The sequence below is a fragment of the Acinetobacter sp. 22512 genome (assembly GCF_052044755.1).
GTDB lineage: Bacteria > Pseudomonadota > Gammaproteobacteria > Pseudomonadales > Moraxellaceae > Acinetobacter > Acinetobacter pittii.
Genome location: NZ_JBQENP010000003.1, coordinates 161,933 through 178,224 on the forward strand (window position 1 = coordinate 161,933; position 16,292 = coordinate 178,224).

The following is a 16,292-nucleotide window of genomic DNA, read 5'->3' on the forward strand; positions in this document are numbered from 1 at the left end:
AAACATTTGCTCAATATCACTAATTTGTATCAGTTGAGTGTCTTTGCTTTTGTTTTCTCATAGTTACATGAATGCATATCTCTTGTTCACAAAATGTTTAATCTAACTTATATAGCTAGGCTAATTTCACTATGAAGAGATCGAATCCTACCATAAATTCATTCAATTTTGTTATGTTATATCATTTCAATATTTTTTTTTAATATAAAAAAAACACGCATGAAGCGTGCTTTTTTAAAATAAGCGTTATTTAAAAAACAACCGTCTTGTTACCATCAACAATAATACGGTCTTCTAAATGCCATTTTACTGCTCGAGCCAATACATTACGCTCAACATCTTCACCTAGCTCACGTAATTGCTCAACATTATAGTCATGGCTTACACGCTCAACATCTTGCTCAATAATTGGGCCTTGGTCTAGATCAGCCGTCACATAGTGAGCTGTCGCACCAATCAACTTCACACCTTTTTCATAAGCTTGCTTGTATGGATTAGCACCCACGAAAGCTGGCAAGAAAGAATGGTGGATATTGATGATTTTCATTTCCCATTTCGCAACAAAATCTTCGCTTAAAATCTGCATGTAACGTGCAAGAACCAATAAATCATTGCCCTGCATCATTTCATCAATTTGTGCATAAGCTTCAGCTTTATTGTCTTTAGTTACTTTAATTACAGTAAATGGAATACCGAAGTTCTCAACGGATTCACGTAAATCTTCGTGGTTAGAAATCACGTGTGTAATTTCACAAGGTAACGACCCACGTGCATGACGCCACAATAACTCAAGTAAAGCATGGTCGACTTTAGAAACTAAAATACCAACCTTTTTAATTTCGTTTACGAAAGCAAGACGCCATTGCATGCCATAACGCTCAGCAACGTTGGCAGCAAATGTTTGAATTAATGCATCTTTACGTGACTGTAAATGGTCAAGTTCAAACTCAACACGCATGAAATAACGTCCACCCTGAGCTTCCGTCGCATACTGATCAAGCGCGGTAATGTTTGCACCTTGGTGGTACAAAAAGCTCGATACGGCCTGTACGATCCCAGGCTTGTCTTCACAAGTAATCAGTAAACGGGCTGTATTGGCAGTGGTCATATTCATTTGGTTAATATCACTTAATTGAGTCAAATTTTTAATAAGCCGAGTATTCTAGCGCTCTAAATAGGCAAGTACAACTATTCATCTTTTAACGATGACAAGCTGGCGAATAGATCAGAAGGCCCCAGTGAATCAAGCAACTGCTCGTAAGTTGCTCGGCTTTCCCCCATAAGATAAGGACCTTCAAGGAAAACCATTTGACGTAATGCCTGCCAAACCCATTTTTCTTCTAAGTGGTTATTGTCACTAATGTGACCAGACATATATAAAAAGTTTGTCCAGTTTGTTAATACAATCCATAAGTTAATAATGAGCGCTTCAATTTCAGATGGTGTCATTTTCATAAGGCCGGCATCGACAAAGGCTTGATAAATCTTTTGCCCCTGTTGCATGACCTGTCCCGCAAAACGAGGATAAATCTTTTTAAAGTCTTCGTTACTTTCAACTAAATGATAGACATCACGATGGATAAAACGGTAACTCCAAAGTTGACCACTTAATACCTGAAAATAGTTGATTTTATCATTGGTCGTTAATGGTCTGTCTTCAGGTAACGAAAGCATTTCCAAAGTCTCAACCTGATATTGGTACATTAATTCTTTAATAATTTCATGCTTATTCCGGAAATGGTAATACAAGTTTCCAGGACTAATACCTAACTCCGCCGCAATATGATTGGTTGTAACCGACCGTTCACCTCGCTCGTTAAAAAGCTGCAAACTGATTTGTAAAATCCGGTCTTTTGTCTTCAGAGCTTTAGGTAGAGACATTTTAATAACCTTTAATAATTCACATGGTTAAGACTTAAACACATAAACCGACTTGACTATTTAGAGTATTTACTCTAAAAAATAAGTATATCAGTATATTTGGTAAGTACCGATGAACAGTCAAACAAAAACAAATCCAGAGACTCAGCTTCCTTATGATGTTAAGCATTTACATGATTTGCTTGAACAACAAAAGCTCGCTTATTTACGTCATCCGGTACCCACTGCTAAAGAGCGTATTGATCGTTTAGCTCGTCTTAAAAGAGTCTTGGTAAAATATCAAGATCAGATTGCCGAAGCAATTAACCTTGATTATGGCAATCGTGCAGTTATGGAAACAAAAATTGGCGAACTACTCACGAGTTTGGAACAAATCAAATATTACAGTAAACATCTGACTGCATGGATGAAACCATCAAAGCGCCATATCAGTGTATTACATCAGCCAGCAAAAGGTTGGGTACAATATCAACCTATGGGTGTGATTGGTATTATTACACCATGGAATTACCCATTATTACTTTCGGTTGGACCTCTGATCTGTGCACTAGCTGCGGGCAACCATGCCATGATCAAAATTTCTAGTGCCTCACCAAACTTTGGCCGAGTCCTTGAAAGTGCATTGGCAGAAGCATTCCCACAAGAATTAGTTGCTGTGGTAAATGGTGGTGGCGTTATTTCAGATGCGTTTAGTCATTTGCCTTTTGACAAAATGATTTTCACAGGCTCAACTTCTGTTGGTAAAACAGTGATGGCAGCCGCAGCTCAAAACCTAGTTCCAGTAATTCTCGAGTTAGGCGGAAAGTCTCCTGCCCTTGTGCATGCATCTATGGATATGAAAGATGTTGCCCAACGTATTGCTGTAGGTAAATTGTGGAATGCAGGACAAACTTGTGTTGCACCAGATCATATTTTCTTACCACGAGGCAAAACTGCCGAGTTCATCGAAAACTTTAAATTGATTGTGGCAGGAATGTATCCTCATTTCAGAAACAACCAAGACTACACTTCTATTATTAATGATAAACAGTACAACCGCATTCAGGGTTATCTCGAAAATGCCCGTGATCAAGGCGCACGTATTGTTGAAATTAATCCGCAAAATGAAATTTTAGATGATGTCCGCAAAATTGCACCGACTTTAGTCACTGGCGTGACGACCGCAATGGATATTATGCAAAATGAAATCTTCGGGCCTATTCTACCGATTTTAGAATATGACCAAATAGAAGAAGTCATCGAATTCATTAATAGTCGTCCACGTCCTTTAGCGATGTATTATTTTGACTATGATCAAGCGCGTGCTGACTATATTGCACAGCACACCCATTCAGGGCATTTCGGAATTAACATGGTGATTACCCATGTTGCACAAGATGATTTACCGTTTGGCGGAATTGGCGCATCAGGTATGGGTAAATATCACGGACCAGAGGGCTTTTTTAGCCTTTCTCATGAGCGTTCGATGATGTCAAATCCAAAACTTTATAGCCTTAAATACATTCTTCCACCGTTCAATAAGCCTATTCATCGTTTCATTTCGAAAACCTTGTTGCGCTAACTGATCAAGGCATGATCTGTTATACTAAATCATGCCTCGTTTTTACCAATTTCGCTTGTCTTTTAATCGTATTTTTGGTATAAAACGCCCCTTGAATGAATTCATCCGTTTACATTTAGTATGACTGGCCACAGATTTGCTGTTGGCTGAATCAATGGAGTTACACCATGTCTAAGGTTTGCCAAGTTACCGGCAAGCGTCCAGTCGTTGGTAACAACGTCTCACACGCCAACAACAAAACCAAGCGCCGGTTCGAGCCGAACCTGCACCACCACCGTTTCTGGTTAGAAAGCGAAAAACGTTTTGTACGTCTTCGTTTAACCACTAAAGGTATGCGTATTATTGACAAATTGGGTATCGAAAAGGTTGTTGCAGACCTTCGTGCTCAAGGTCAAAAGATCTAAGGAGTCTGAGCAATGCGTGATAAGATTCGCCTCGTTTCTTCAGCTGGTACAGGTTACTTCTATACCACGACTAAAAACAAACGTACTATGCCGGAAAAAATGGAAATCAAAAAATTTGATCCAAAAATCCGTCAACACGTGATTTTCAAAGAAGCTAAAATCAAATAATTTTAGCCTCGAAAAAAACGACTTCTTTATGAAGTCGTTTTTTTTTTGCATTTTTTTTATACCTACCTTTTTGTTAAACTTTCTCTACATTCCGCCTTGGCATTTTTTATGCTTGTTTTTAGCCTAACTCACGTAAAAGGAGTTTTTAGTGCCGCATGACGTAGATTTAATTATTTTACTTGCTGTTGGTTTCGGCGTTGCCCTCATTTTTGGCTACATTGCAGCCCGATTACGACTCCCCCCTCTTATCGGCTATTTAATTGCCGGAATTATTATTAGCCCAAATACACCCGGTATAGAAGCAGATATCCACCTTGCCAACCAGCTTGCAGAACTCGGGGTCATGTTCCTGATGTTTGGTGTAGGGATGCACTTTTCATTAAAAGACTTATTACTGGTTCGTCGTATTGCCTTGCCTGGCGCAATTTTACAAATCGCTGTTGCAACCTTACTTGGTATTGGCGTTTCAATGCTATGGGGATGGAGTTTCGGGTCTGCACTCGTTTTTGGCTTAAGTCTATCGTGTGCGAGTACAGTTGTATTATTAAAAGCATTAGGAGACCGAGGTCTTTTAGACTCAGTTAACGGCAAAATTGCTGTGGGTTGGCTGTTAGTCGAAGATTTAGTGATGGTGCTAGTTTTAGTACTTCTTCCGGCTACAGCTGTTTTACTCGGTGGAAAAGCACCAGCAGGTGCAGACGGTAATATCTGGTTAACCCTTGGAATCACCTTATTAAAGGTGATTGGCTTTATTGCCTTTATGCTCATTGTAGGCAAACGCGTTGTGCCTATTATTATGCAATTTGTTGCTCGTTTAGGATCAAGAGAGCTATTTACGCTGACCGTCGTCGCTGCTGCTGTTTCGATCGCTTACGGTTCTTATGCCATCTTTGGGGTTTCAATGGCTTTAGGGGCATTCTTTGCAGGTATGGTCGTTAAAGAATCAGACTTTAGCCATCGTGCTGAGGAAGAGACTCTCCCACTACGTGAAATTTTCTCGATTTTATTTTTCGTTTCTGTGGGCATGCTATTTGATCCCCACATTCTTGTTGAGAGCCCACTCCATATTTTAGCTGTTATCGCGATTATTATGGTGGGTAAGACACTTGCTGCAATGGCATTGGTTTTATTCTTCCGCTATCCAATCAATACAGCTTTAACAGTCGGGGCAAGCCTTGCACAGATTGGTGAGTTTTCATTTATTTTAGCGACCTTGGGTGTTTCTTTAGGCCTACTAAGCTTAGAAGCTCAGAATCTAATTCTAGCGGGCGCTTTATTTTCAATTACGCTTAACTCTTTCATCTTCTCAGCGATTGAACCTGTACAACGCTGGATTCGTGAACGTTCTCACTTAGCCCGACTGCTTGAACGTAGCGGTGACCCATTGGCAATGTTACCCGATGAAGTTGATCAAGCTTATTTACGTGATCAAGTCGTAATTGTGGGATATGGCGGTGTAGGAAGACGTATCACTGAAAATCTAATTAATGAGAATATTAAGGTCGTTATTGCAGAAGAGAATCGTGAAATCGTAGAAAAACTGCGTAATGCAAATATTGCTGCTGTGAGTGGTGTTGCTACTGAACCGAGTGTTTTAATTCAAGCACATATAATGCATGCACGACTCTTGGTAATCTCACCTATGGATATTTTAGATATTCACCGTATTGTGGCGATTGCCAAGCAATTAAATCCTCAGATTCAGGTATTGATTTGCGCAGAAAGCAAAGAAGAAGCAGCAATTATCCGTGAAGAAAATATTGGCGAAGTGTTCTATGCAAAAGAAGAAATGGCAAAGAATATGAGTCACCACATATTAAATCAGATCGAGCTTGCCCATCAGTCAACAATTCATTAACCCATATAAAAAGCGTACTTAAAAGTACGCTTTTTTTAACTCAAGAATTTAGGCTGTTCGTCTAATACCTCAGCCTGCCACTCGTTTACCTGCTTTTCCAGCAGTCCAAACAATGCAGCCTGAATCATATGCTGAGCAACAACTGGAGTCTGCTCACCCAAGATTGCTTTGACTTCATCGCTAAATTGAATTTTAACCAAGGGTTCATTCTCAGAACCTGCATTACGCAAGGCGAGTTCACCACCTTCGAGTTGAACTAATTCCAACACTGCTTCTTGATTTCCAAATAACTCTTTCAATTGCTGTATAGACATATACTTCCTCCATGTTTCAACATGGTGGCAAAGCACCCTTGCACTTTGCATCTCTTGTCTTATTTATATAGGCACACCTAGTCTAAATTTCAAGCATCTAGGCAGTTTAATTTTAGAACTCGACCATTTCGTTACGAAAACCATCAATTAAATGACTTAATTCTCGGTGCCATTCACGCAAGATTTTAACATCTGGCAACCAAGACTGAGGCCCTTGTGTCACTTTAATAATAAGGTTAGAAGAAGTTTCTTCTTCAGGAGTCGGTTCTTTTGGTTCTGGGGCGTATTGGCACATACGATAAGCTCGTTTTAATTCTGCAACAAAACCATCTTTTGCCAATTGCTGCAAAACGGACACTTCAGGGGAAACCTGTCCTTTTGCCGCCATATGTTCCTCAATAGATTTTAAGGTGGGTTGCAAATCATTTAAACGGTAATAACGTACCAATTCTTGTAAGAACGCTAACATTGCGCCATGTAAATGAAATACAGCTGCTTCACGGTAAGCTTGTACCTGCTGCACATGATCGGTCTGCTCTGCCTGTTGACACGCTAGACGTGCAAAATAGAGCTTCTGATTGGTACGATCGGCATGATAACGAGCAACACGTGACATAACTAAACTTTCCTGTTCTAAAATCGCCATTGCAATAGCTATTCTTAGCTTAACGACTCCATTGATAAAATCAACGTTATTTATGGTAAATCCAGCTCAACTTGATAAATTTTACGTTTAGCTAAAATTTTCACTGGTTGTTTTATAGGACGAACATTACTTAAGACCCAAGCAAAATAGCCTTCACTCCAAGCAGATGCACAGGCTAAATTGACCTCGTCATTTCGCCAAGTATGAACTGAGTCGACATCAACTAAAGCGACAGCAACTCCTTCCTCTTCATCAGTATCTTTAACCAGAAAGTTCTGGTTTTCGACAATTAATAGATCTTTCACTGGTAACTGCGTAGGTATCCATGAACGCACTTCAAGTGTTTTTATACCTTCAGCAATACGAGTACCATTCGGCGTTACAATCGAGAGAGCTAAAAATTGTCTTTTCATCAGGAAAACTTATTCTTCGGCTGCTTTAACTCGAATTCCATAGCCTTTAACTTTAAGCGTATTTAAGCCTTTAATTGCCTTAATCGCTTCACGGGGATTAGGCATTTCAACAAAACCAAAGCCCTTCGATTTACCTGTATCTTTATCAGTCACCAGAACACATGTATCAACTTTACCATATGCCTTGAATAACTCTAAAACTTCAGCTTCACTTACAGCACGATCTAAATTACGAACTAATATCTTCATTTTCTAACCTTAATTGGCAATAAAAGGGAGGGCCAATATACATTTAAGTAATCACAGCGTCTTATACAGTAGTTTAGTCCAGATCGATACCAAAACCTAAATTTACTGCAGGAGATCTGTTCCATTGTTTTTTAGTAAATTGCTGAGGTACTTGCCTATGAATCTTCGCTTGAACCAAATGTGCAGGTAGATCATTTAAGAAATAACTCTCAATTTTACGACCTTGCTCATCATAAGTGTCTTGCGACCACGTATTAAGATTTTGCTTCGTCAAGATTAATTCATTTTCAGCACGCGTTAAGGCGACATACAGCACACGGCGCTCTTCCTCAACATCATCAAAATCACCCTGTGCTCTTGCATAAGGATATTGATTTGGCGATACGTGAGGTACATAACAAACTTTCTGTTCGGCACCCTTAGCTGAATGAATCGTAATTAAAGTTACTAAATCTTGATCAGCAGCTTTTTCAATTTCAGAAACTGAAATCGGCTCAAGTACATATTCCTCAAGGAATTCACCTAACGACGCATGCTTTCGTGCAAGTTGCTTAACCAAATCAAAGTCTTTTAAACGACGCGACCAATCTTTAGTTTTATAATTTTGCTCTAGCTGTTCACCTAAAGCATCGAGAGCCAAGCCAATACTTGCCTCGACATGTTGCTGTAATACATCTAGCTGTTTTAAAATTAAAATCGCTTGTAGAGGTACCTTGCCATGACGTTCAAGTCGCGCACAGCGCTCCTCGACATCAACAATTCCCATCAGCTCTTGGGCTAACTTACTCGCTCCAACATCACCGATCCCATCCCACAAGGTTAAAAACCGCATCCAAGCCAAATCATCGTGAGGGTTACTCACAATACGTAACAGGCTCAGTACATCTTTTACATGAGCCGACTCAAGAAGCTTTACCCCACCAATAAAACGATAGGGTATTTCAGCCGCAATAAAAGCCCCTTCTAGATATCGGGCACTATAGCCAGAACGGACTAAGACCATGTGGTCATGCCAGTTTGCACCTTGCTGATGCCGCGTTATTAAATCTTGTGCAATCCAGTTTGCTTCTTCAAACTCATTACCAAACAAATGTAGCTGTGGCTTTTGCCCTTGGCCACGATGCGCTTGTAGCTGTTTTTGATAATCGATTGGGCTATGTGCCAACAGCCAGTTCGATAAATCTAAGATTTCTTGGGTCGAGCGATAATTTAAAGCCAGTGTAAGTACTTCTGCATCAGGTATTCGTTCTTTAAAAGAATGAATATTTTCAAAGTCTGCACCACGAAAGCCATAAATGGACTGAGCGTCATCACCCACGCAAAACAACTTCACTTTACCAATTAAGGGCTGCAACAAAGCCCATTGCAAAGGGTTTGTATCTTGCATTTCATCAACGAGCAATGCCTGACAAAAACCTGCAACCCAATTGGTTAACGCTTCTGAGTTTTGTAAATGAACAGCCACAATCGACAAGATATCGTCGTAATCTAAAAAATTACGCTCTCTTTTGCGTTGCTCATAAGTTTTCATCAACTCAGCAATTTGAGTTTTATGCTCATATGCATCTGGAAGCTGTTTGATTAATGCTTCAGAAAGCTTTGTTTGAGTATTTCTTGCATAGGAATATAGATCACACAGCTCTGCCGCTTTAGGTAAAACATTATCTTTGTCTTTACCTCTTAATAAACGGAACATCAGCAACTGATCATCACGATCAATAATACTAAATTGATTTAAGCCAAAAGCTTGTGGATTACGGCGCAGTAAATACATACAAAAAGTATGAAAAGTTGAAGCTCTTAGACCCTTTGCCTGTGCTCCTACATGCTGCTCTACTCTTGCAACAATTTCACTCGCAGCACGTCGAGTAAACGTTAAAATCTGAATTTGGTTTGCTGGTAAGCCTTGATCAATTAAATAGGCAGCACGGGCAACAATCGTCTTAGTCTTGCCACAGCCAGCACCTGCTAAAACTAAACAGTTCTGCGCAGACGTCGTGGCTGCTTTTTTTTGCTGAGCATTTAGTTCATTAATTAATTTTGCAAGACTCATAACACATATCGCTAAAACACCAAGACATAGTTTAACAGACCCAACCCCAGATGCGTCTGTTCGTCCTAAAAACAAAAAGAGCACCTAAAGTGCTCTTTGATTCAACAATATTATTTAAGATACTGTTTTTGAACTAGATGGCAGATGCTTAATCGCAGAAGCCAAACCTAGAAAATTAATTCCTTGGAATAAGATATCTATGGCAAGGAACATGCCTAACACCCAAAAAGGTGAATCTTTAGAAACCAAGATCAAAATACCTGTAGCGAGTGTTAATAATCCTGAAAATAAGGTCCAACCCCACCCAGTAATTGGTTTAAGTAAAATCGCGTTTACTGTACGTATAGCTCCAGCAATAATCAGTGCTATTGATAATAAGCTCGTCAAAACTACCGCTGTCGTTACGGGAGTAGAAAAAGCATAATAGCCCGCCATTAGATAAAGCACACCAAAAAGTGCCCATAACCAACGGCTTGCACCTTTAAAGACACTAATGGCCGCGACAAGATGTAAAACACCTCCGACCATCATGAGTATTCCAAATAAAAAAACCACAGAAAAGGTCGCAAATGGTAATGAACTAAACAAAATCAGACCGAAGCCAATAAGTACAAAGCCTAATATCAAATACCACTTACGATCAGCATGTAACTGATTACGCACCAAATCATTACCGACAGTTTTCATCATGGCCACTCTTATTATCAGGTATTAGAATTTCATCTACCTAATAATAGTGATCCACTTCACATTTTTTGTCTGTATAAGATCTGCATCGTTTCTTATCAATTAATGTGGATAAAGCAGTATTTATCCACAATTTTATTTCACCCAACCAATTTCTTGAGCTGTAGGTAAACCTATTATTGTTTCATGTAAACCATTCGGCATTTTACTGCTCTGCTCAGATAATGGTGTTCGACCACCCATGATTTCAGCGTCAGTTTGCGGATATAAAGACACTTTTTCAGGTTGCGCATAACCTAGAGGGTAAAGCGGTTGACCAGTTTCTAAATCATATTTGTCTTGTGCCCCAAAGCCATGTAATAGCTCATGAACAATCACAACCTGATTTTGGGAAGCTTGTGTTTTAGTCGCAAATAAATTCACACTACCAATACGACCTTTTTCCAAAGCAGTCGAATGGATCAAAACTTTTTGATAATTGGGATCGTAATAATTTAAATAAAGTTTAAGTGATGCCCCATTGTCTTCAGATTGTTGATGTCGCCATGCATAAAAACGGAACTTTAAACTCCACCACATCACATGAAAGATATTGGCATTTTGAGGAACCTCAGGAGGTCGTTGCTGTAATGGCTGACCTAAACGAATTACAAAGTTTCCTGATTGACCACGATAGTGTTGCGACCATTCTGCCAAATAATTTCTTATTCCCTCAAAATCAGTGTATTGCAATTGATGAATATAGCTCTGCGTTGTCTGCAAACCATCTGCATTAATAGGATGTAAAACGACAACAATAGGTTGATTCCAGTCTTGGTTTTGATCTCGCCATGCCTGAACAGCAACAATCAATAAAATAATTAACAAACATAAAACTCGAATGTTTTTCCACATTCTTTTTCCCCATACATTTAAAATTTTCTTTTATTGTTTTAGATATAAAAAATGCTAGCTGAGCTAGCATTTTTTATTGTGGACTTAATTAGCCCTCAACCCATTTACCATTTTGATAAATTAGGCTCCATTTGGTTTGTTTACCTTCTGGAGTTTCTGAGCCTACATATTGTGATTGATTCTTACGACTGAATTTCACAACTGTCGGATTACCTTCAGGGTCTACGTCTGGCGCTTGTAAAATAAATTGATATTTAGGATCAAGCTGAGCGGCAACACTACGCAATTCCGCAACTTTTGGCGCACGTGTTTCACGAATTTTCGGGAATTTACTTGCAGCCAAGAATAAACCAGCAGCACCATCACGCAACACGAAATAGTCATCATGCTTTGTTGAGCGCAAATGTTCCATCTTGATCGGTTCTACACGTGGAGGTGCAGGCTGACCACTCTTCAAGACTTTACGAGTATTGTCACAGCTTGTACAAGCGAAATACGGACCAAAACGACCAGTCTTAAGCTGCATTTCACCATCACATTTATCACACGGAATGGTTGGGCCATCGTAGCCTTTAATCTTGAACTCACCTTCTTCAAGCTCAAAACCGTCACAGTCAGGGTTGTTACCACATACATGTAGTTTACGACCACCATCAATCACGTAGCTGTCCATGGCTGTGCCACATTTTGCACAACGATGTTTTGACATCAAATCTGCGGTTTCAGCACCATCATCATCAGAAAGAGCAGCTAAGGACTCAACTGGTGTTAAGTTTAAAGTACCTTTACAACGCTCTTTAGGTGGCAAGTTATAGCCAGAACATCCTAAGAATACACCTGTTGTACCTGTACGAATCTGCATTGGACGTGAACATTCAGGACAATGTACCGCTGGCACTTCAACTGGTTGGTTACGGCGCATGCCGTGCTCGCCCTGAGCATTGGTAAGACGTTTCTTGAAGTCACCATAGAAAGTATCAAGTAACTCTTTCCAGTTACGCTCACCTGTTGCAACTTTATCGAGTTGCCCTTCAAGGTCTGCGGTAAAGGCATAGTTCATCAAGTTATTGAAACTTTCATCAAGTCGATCCGTGACAATTTCACCCATTTTTTCGGCGAAAAGACGACGGTTTTCTAACTTAACGTAGCCACGTTCTTGAATCGTAGAAATAATCGCTGCATAAGTCGAAGGACGACCAATACTACGTTTTTCAAGTTCTTTAACCAAAGATGCTTCAGTAAAACGTGCAGGTGGTTTAGTAAAGTGCTGACTTGGGTCTAACTTCTCTAATTTTAAAATTTCACCTACTTTAATTGCAGGCAAAATAATATCGTCATCCGACTTGTTGGCACCACGCACTCGTGTAAAACCATCAAATACAAGCGTACGGCCTTTTGCCTTCAATTCAACATTTGCAGCTTCAACCGTTAAAGTTGAAGATAAATATTCTGCTGGAGTCATTTGACAAGCAACAAACTGACGCCAAATCAAATCATACAAACGCTGAGCATCACGCTCTACACCTGCAAGTTGGTCACCTGTAAGCGCAACATTAGAAGGACGAATTGCTTCATGGGCTTCTTGAGCACCGGCTTTGTTACCATAGCGGTTTGGCTTCGCCGGTAAATATTTCTCACCAAATTGGCTTTCAATATGAGCACGTACCATGCTTACTGCATCATCACTCAAGAACGTTGAGTCAGTACGCATATAGGTAATAAAACCTGCTTCATATAGACGCTGTGCCAGCATCATGGTTTTCTTTACAGAAAAACCTAAACGTGTACTTGCAGCTTGTTGCAGCGTTGAAGTGATATATGGTGCGCTTGGATTTACCTTAGTCGGTTTATCTTCACGCTGTGCAACTTTATATTCAGCACCTTTTAAAACATCCAATAAAGCATCAGTTTCAGCTTTATTTTTCAGTTTAAGGGTTTTACCAGCTTGCTTAACTGCTTCAAGACGAATGTCATCTTTCTTGGCTTGCGTGTCTGCAAAAACTTGCCAGTATTCTTCCGGAATAAAAGCACGAATTTCTCTTTCACGCTCTACAACCAGTTTCACCGCTACAGACTGTACACGACCTGCCGATAAACCACGGGCAATCTTTTCCCAAAGTAATGGTGAAACCATAAAGCCAACAACACGGTCTAAGAAACGGCGTGCTTGCTGTGCATTAACTCGGTTTAAATCTAGACGCGTAGGTTGTTTAAATGCTTCTTGAATGGCATTTTTAGTAATTTCGTTAAATACCACGCGATGATAACGACTGTCATCACCACCAATAACTTCTCTTAGGTGCCAAGCAATGGCTTCCCCTTCTCTATCCAAGTCCGTTGCGAGATAGATTGCATCGGCATCTTTGGCGAGTTTTTTTAGTTCAGCAACAACATTTTCCTTACCTGGCAGAACTTCGTAATGAGCTTCCCAACCATGTTCAGGATCAACCCCCATACGATTAACTAAAGCCTGACTGGCTTTTTGTTCTTTTTCTGCTTCAGTGAGTTTCGTCCGGGCAGCCGGCTTTTTCTCAGTTGATTTGCTGCCACCTGTTGGCAAATCACGTACGTGACCTACAGAAGACTTTACAATGTATTGCGAACCCAGATATTTATTGATGGTTTTCGCTTTGGCAGGCGACTCCACAATCACTAAGGCACGTTTATGTGCAGCAGGTGCAGTAGATGCTGTGCTTTGAGATGCAGAGCGCGAGGTATTCGCCATATAAAATGTTATTCCTATACCAATAAATTTAAAAATCAGGCTTTAGCCAAGTTCAACAGATAAGCCTTCATCTCATCTAATTGTGTTGCTCTCAGGTCTGATTCCTCATCCCAATAAAGCCCTACACAGTTTGCCTGCATATCAATAGCATAAATCCCTTTTAATGCAATGGGAGAATCATTAAATTTCTCATCACCTTGAACCACTTTTAATTTGCCGTCTATAACGCGAGCACGCATTAAAGATAAACGGGCATCGGGAATCAATACACTATAATAAGCAACCATGCTGGCACGCTTTTCAGTCGCCATGGGGACATGTGTCCATTCAGGTGCAACGATTACACGTGGGTGTAAACCCATTTTACGAGCTTTATCACGCATAATACCAAGTGCCTTTTCACGTGGGCTCACTCTTAAACCAAAAATGGAGCCTAGTACGAAAAGAACAATGATAACGGTAACCCAAATTCCCATATTGTCCATAGCAAAACCTATTAATCTCTTTTATTAGAGTTGCATAAGCTGACCAGAAAACGCAAGTTTCATCATAAAAATAATGCCCGATACAGGGACAAGCTTAAAAATAGCCAGATTTCACAGTGCAAATTGTGATGAGCGAACACAAATATAATTAAGGATCCGGATGGCCATTAACAAGTGTCAGCTTTCCAAACTGGTCAATATGAGCATCCCCCCACTGTTTTAAAGCAAACAGAATTTTCTCAAGACTTTGTCCCAAATCAGTCAGGCAGTATTCTACTTTAGGTGGTACCTGAGGATAGACTTCCCGATGAATAATTCCATCTTGTTCCAATTCACGTAGCTGATTTGTCAGCATTCTTTGGGTAATACTCGGAACACGCTTTCGAATTTCGTTAAACCTCAAGGTGCCTTCATTAAATAAATGCCAAAGAATGACGCATTTCCATTTCCCATCAATCAAGCTAATCGCAGCCTCCACTGAACAACCTGGAGAGCAATCAAAACTTGAGTGTCTTGCTTTTGCCATTTTACAGTATCCTTTTTGACACTATGAGCGTTATTTGTCTGTAGTCACTTATTTTAAGCTTACGTTATGATCAAACTCTCAACAAGAGGAATGATAATTATGAAAGCTGTGGCATATCAAAAAGCTGGTCCCATTACATCGCCAGAAGCACTCGTTGATATTGAACTCGATGCACCTATTGCTGAAGGACACGATTTACTTGTTCGTGTACAAGCTGTCTCAGTAAATCCGGTAGATACTAAAATTCGAAAGAATGTAAACCCTGAGAATAATCAGTGGAAAACGCTTGGCTGGGACGCAGTAGGTATCGTTGAAGCGATTGGAGATAAAGTTACTCAATTTAAGATTGACGATATCGTTTGGTATGCAGGTGCTCTTAATCGTCAAGGTAGTAATAGCGAATTACAACTCGTTGATGAACGCATTGTTGGCCATAAACCAAAAACTTTAGAAGTAACCGAGGCTGCAGCTCTCCCTTTAACTGCAATCACGGCTTGGGAGATGTTATTTGATCGCCTGCAAGTTCCAAAGAACGCGCCAGAAAACACAACAATATTAGTGATTGGTGGAGCTGGTGGTGTTGGCTCAATCACCATTCAACTTCTTAAACAGCTGACTAACCTAACAATTATTGCAACAGCTTCACGAGCAGAAACTCAAGACTGGGTTAAGCAACTTGGAGCAGATTATGTGTTAGATCATCGTCAACCTTTAGCAGCCCAAATTAAACAATTAGGTTTAACTGCACCTTTATATGTGTTCTCGACTACTCAAACAGATCAGCATTTAGCAGATATTGTAGAGTTGATTGCACCGCAAGGCCGTTTTGGGCTCATTGATGATCCTGAACAGTTAGATATCAAACCGTTTAAATCGAAGTCTGTATCGGTGCATTGGGAGTTTATGTTTACACGTTCAATGTTCCAGACTGAAGATATGGCAAAACAAAGTGAACTATTAAATGAAGTCAGCAAGCTGGTTGACGAAGGAAAAATCAAAACAACCGTAACCGAGGTTATAAGTCCAATTAATGCTGAAAATTTAAAACGAGTTCATCAGCAAATTGAAAGTGGGACAACAAAAGGAAAGATCGTCTTACAAGGTTTTTAAACAAAATTGAAAATATTCCCAAATAAAAAGGCAAGTATCGAACTTGCCTTTTTATTAATAGTGGGGAGGTTTATTCGTTAATGGATCAAAAGGTGCAATGCCTTCTGATAAATCTGAAGATTCCACACGTTGATAAAGAAATTGCATTTGTTTTTTCAAATCAGCTATTTCTTGAGTTTGAATAGCGAGTTGTTGATTTAATTGTTCAACTAAATCATCCAAAAATGTAATTCGCACTTGCAAATCTTCAATGGGTGCGGAAAATGACGCTTGATCATCATGATATGGTGGTTTAGTCATTTAAATCCTCATTTGAGA

18 protein-coding genes are annotated in these 16,292 nt (G+C 39.8%); 5 read left to right on the top strand and 13 right to left on the bottom strand.

The annotated features are described in order from the left end of the window. Positions 1 to 250: 250 nt before the first annotated feature. On the bottom strand, positions 251 to 1,114 hold the full coding sequence (purU, locus tag ACTJJG_RS05140; protein ID WP_005066088.1) for a formyltetrahydrofolate deformylase: 864 nt from the start codon (positions 1,112 to 1,114) through the stop codon (positions 251 to 253). 74 nt (positions 1,115 to 1,188) lie between these two features. Then, a complete protein-coding gene (locus tag ACTJJG_RS05145; protein WP_002114968.1) occupies positions 1,189 to 1,881 on the bottom strand; it encodes a TetR/AcrR family transcriptional regulator in 693 nt (230 codons plus the stop codon). A gap of 112 nt (positions 1,882 to 1,993) precedes the next feature. Here ACTJJG_RS05145 and ACTJJG_RS05150 point away from each other — a divergent pair, with 112 nt between their 5' ends. From ACTJJG_RS05150 to ACTJJG_RS05165, 4 genes are all read left to right on the top strand, one after another. Beyond that, positions 1,994 to 3,442 (top strand): coniferyl aldehyde dehydrogenase, encoded by a 1,449-nt coding sequence (locus tag ACTJJG_RS05150; protein WP_017385706.1) that lies wholly within the window; start codon positions 1,994 to 1,996, stop codon positions 3,440 to 3,442. A 167-nt stretch (positions 3,443 to 3,609) separates the two neighbouring features. After that, positions 3,610 to 3,846: a 50S ribosomal protein L28 gene (gene rpmB, locus ACTJJG_RS05155; protein ID WP_000048256.1), complete on the top strand. Its 237-nt coding sequence runs from the start codon at positions 3,610 to 3,612 to the stop codon at positions 3,844 to 3,846. A gap of 12 nt (positions 3,847 to 3,858) precedes the next feature. Then, a complete protein-coding gene (gene rpmG / locus ACTJJG_RS05160) occupies positions 3,859 to 4,014 on the top strand; it encodes a 50S ribosomal protein L33 (RefSeq protein ID WP_001205031.1) in 156 nt (51 codons plus the stop codon). Positions 4,015 to 4,162: 148 nt separating this feature from the next. Next, positions 4,163 to 5,872: a cation:proton antiporter gene (locus tag ACTJJG_RS05165; RefSeq protein WP_069120404.1), complete on the top strand. Its 1,710-nt coding sequence runs from the start codon at positions 4,163 to 4,165 to the stop codon at positions 5,870 to 5,872. 35 nt (positions 5,873 to 5,907) lie between these two features. Here the strand turns inward: ACTJJG_RS05165 and ACTJJG_RS05170 are convergent, their stop codons facing one another. The 10 genes from ACTJJG_RS05170 to ACTJJG_RS05215 form a co-directional block, all read right to left on the bottom strand. Further along, on the bottom strand, positions 5,908 to 6,186 hold the full coding sequence (locus ACTJJG_RS05170; RefSeq protein ID WP_002114792.1) for a hypothetical protein: 279 nt from the start codon (positions 6,184 to 6,186) through the stop codon (positions 5,908 to 5,910). Between the two features lie 112 nt (positions 6,187 to 6,298). Further along, entirely contained in the window at positions 6,299 to 6,802 is a 504-nt protein-coding gene (locus ACTJJG_RS05175; RefSeq protein ID WP_005066079.1) for a DUF6586 family protein, read from the bottom strand. Between the two features lie 80 nt (positions 6,803 to 6,882). Beyond that, the gene (locus tag ACTJJG_RS05180) at positions 6,883 to 7,245 is read right to left on the bottom strand and encodes an ASCH domain-containing protein (protein WP_033849499.1); all 363 of its coding nucleotides are present in this window, start codon (positions 7,243 to 7,245) and stop codon (positions 6,883 to 6,885) included. A 9-nt stretch (positions 7,246 to 7,254) separates the two neighbouring features. Next, the gene (locus ACTJJG_RS05185; RefSeq protein WP_002115113.1) at positions 7,255 to 7,494 is read right to left on the bottom strand and encodes an RNA recognition motif domain-containing protein; all 240 of its coding nucleotides are present in this window, start codon (positions 7,492 to 7,494) and stop codon (positions 7,255 to 7,257) included. Positions 7,495 to 7,567: 73 nt separating this feature from the next. Continuing rightward, a complete protein-coding gene (locus tag ACTJJG_RS05190) occupies positions 7,568 to 9,547 on the bottom strand; it encodes an ATP-dependent helicase (protein ID WP_069120462.1) in 1,980 nt (659 codons plus the stop codon). Positions 9,548 to 9,661: 114 nt separating this feature from the next. After that, a complete protein-coding gene (locus ACTJJG_RS05195) occupies positions 9,662 to 10,243 on the bottom strand; it encodes an HdeD family acid-resistance protein (RefSeq protein ID WP_014208303.1) in 582 nt (193 codons plus the stop codon). Between the two features lie 126 nt (positions 10,244 to 10,369). Further along, positions 10,370 to 11,128: a hypothetical protein gene (locus ACTJJG_RS05200; protein WP_032056250.1), complete on the bottom strand. Its 759-nt coding sequence runs from the start codon at positions 11,126 to 11,128 to the stop codon at positions 10,370 to 10,372. An 88-nt stretch (positions 11,129 to 11,216) separates the two neighbouring features. Then, positions 11,217 to 13,853: a type I DNA topoisomerase gene (gene topA / locus ACTJJG_RS05205; protein WP_002115027.1), complete on the bottom strand. Its 2,637-nt coding sequence runs from the start codon at positions 13,851 to 13,853 to the stop codon at positions 11,217 to 11,219. A 35-nt stretch (positions 13,854 to 13,888) separates the two neighbouring features. After that, positions 13,889 to 14,338 (bottom strand): hypothetical protein, encoded by a 450-nt coding sequence (locus tag ACTJJG_RS05210; RefSeq protein ID WP_004842579.1) that lies wholly within the window; start codon positions 14,336 to 14,338, stop codon positions 13,889 to 13,891. Between the two features lie 148 nt (positions 14,339 to 14,486). Beyond that, on the bottom strand, positions 14,487 to 14,864 hold the full coding sequence (locus ACTJJG_RS05215; protein ID WP_002115061.1) for a winged helix-turn-helix transcriptional regulator: 378 nt from the start codon (positions 14,862 to 14,864) through the stop codon (positions 14,487 to 14,489). A gap of 99 nt (positions 14,865 to 14,963) precedes the next feature. Between ACTJJG_RS05215 and ACTJJG_RS05220 the strand changes: the two genes are divergently transcribed. Beyond that, the gene (locus ACTJJG_RS05220) at positions 14,964 to 15,974 is read left to right on the top strand and encodes a zinc-binding alcohol dehydrogenase family protein (RefSeq protein WP_032056251.1); all 1,011 of its coding nucleotides are present in this window, start codon (positions 14,964 to 14,966) and stop codon (positions 15,972 to 15,974) included. A gap of 54 nt (positions 15,975 to 16,028) precedes the next feature. Here the strand turns inward: ACTJJG_RS05220 and ACTJJG_RS05225 are convergent, their stop codons facing one another. Next, positions 16,029 to 16,274 carry a SlyX family protein gene (locus ACTJJG_RS05225; protein WP_002115104.1) on the bottom strand — a complete coding sequence of 82 codons (246 nt, stop codon included), beginning with the start codon at positions 16,272 to 16,274 and terminating at the stop codon, positions 16,029 to 16,031. Positions 16,275 to 16,292: the final 18 nt, after the last annotated feature.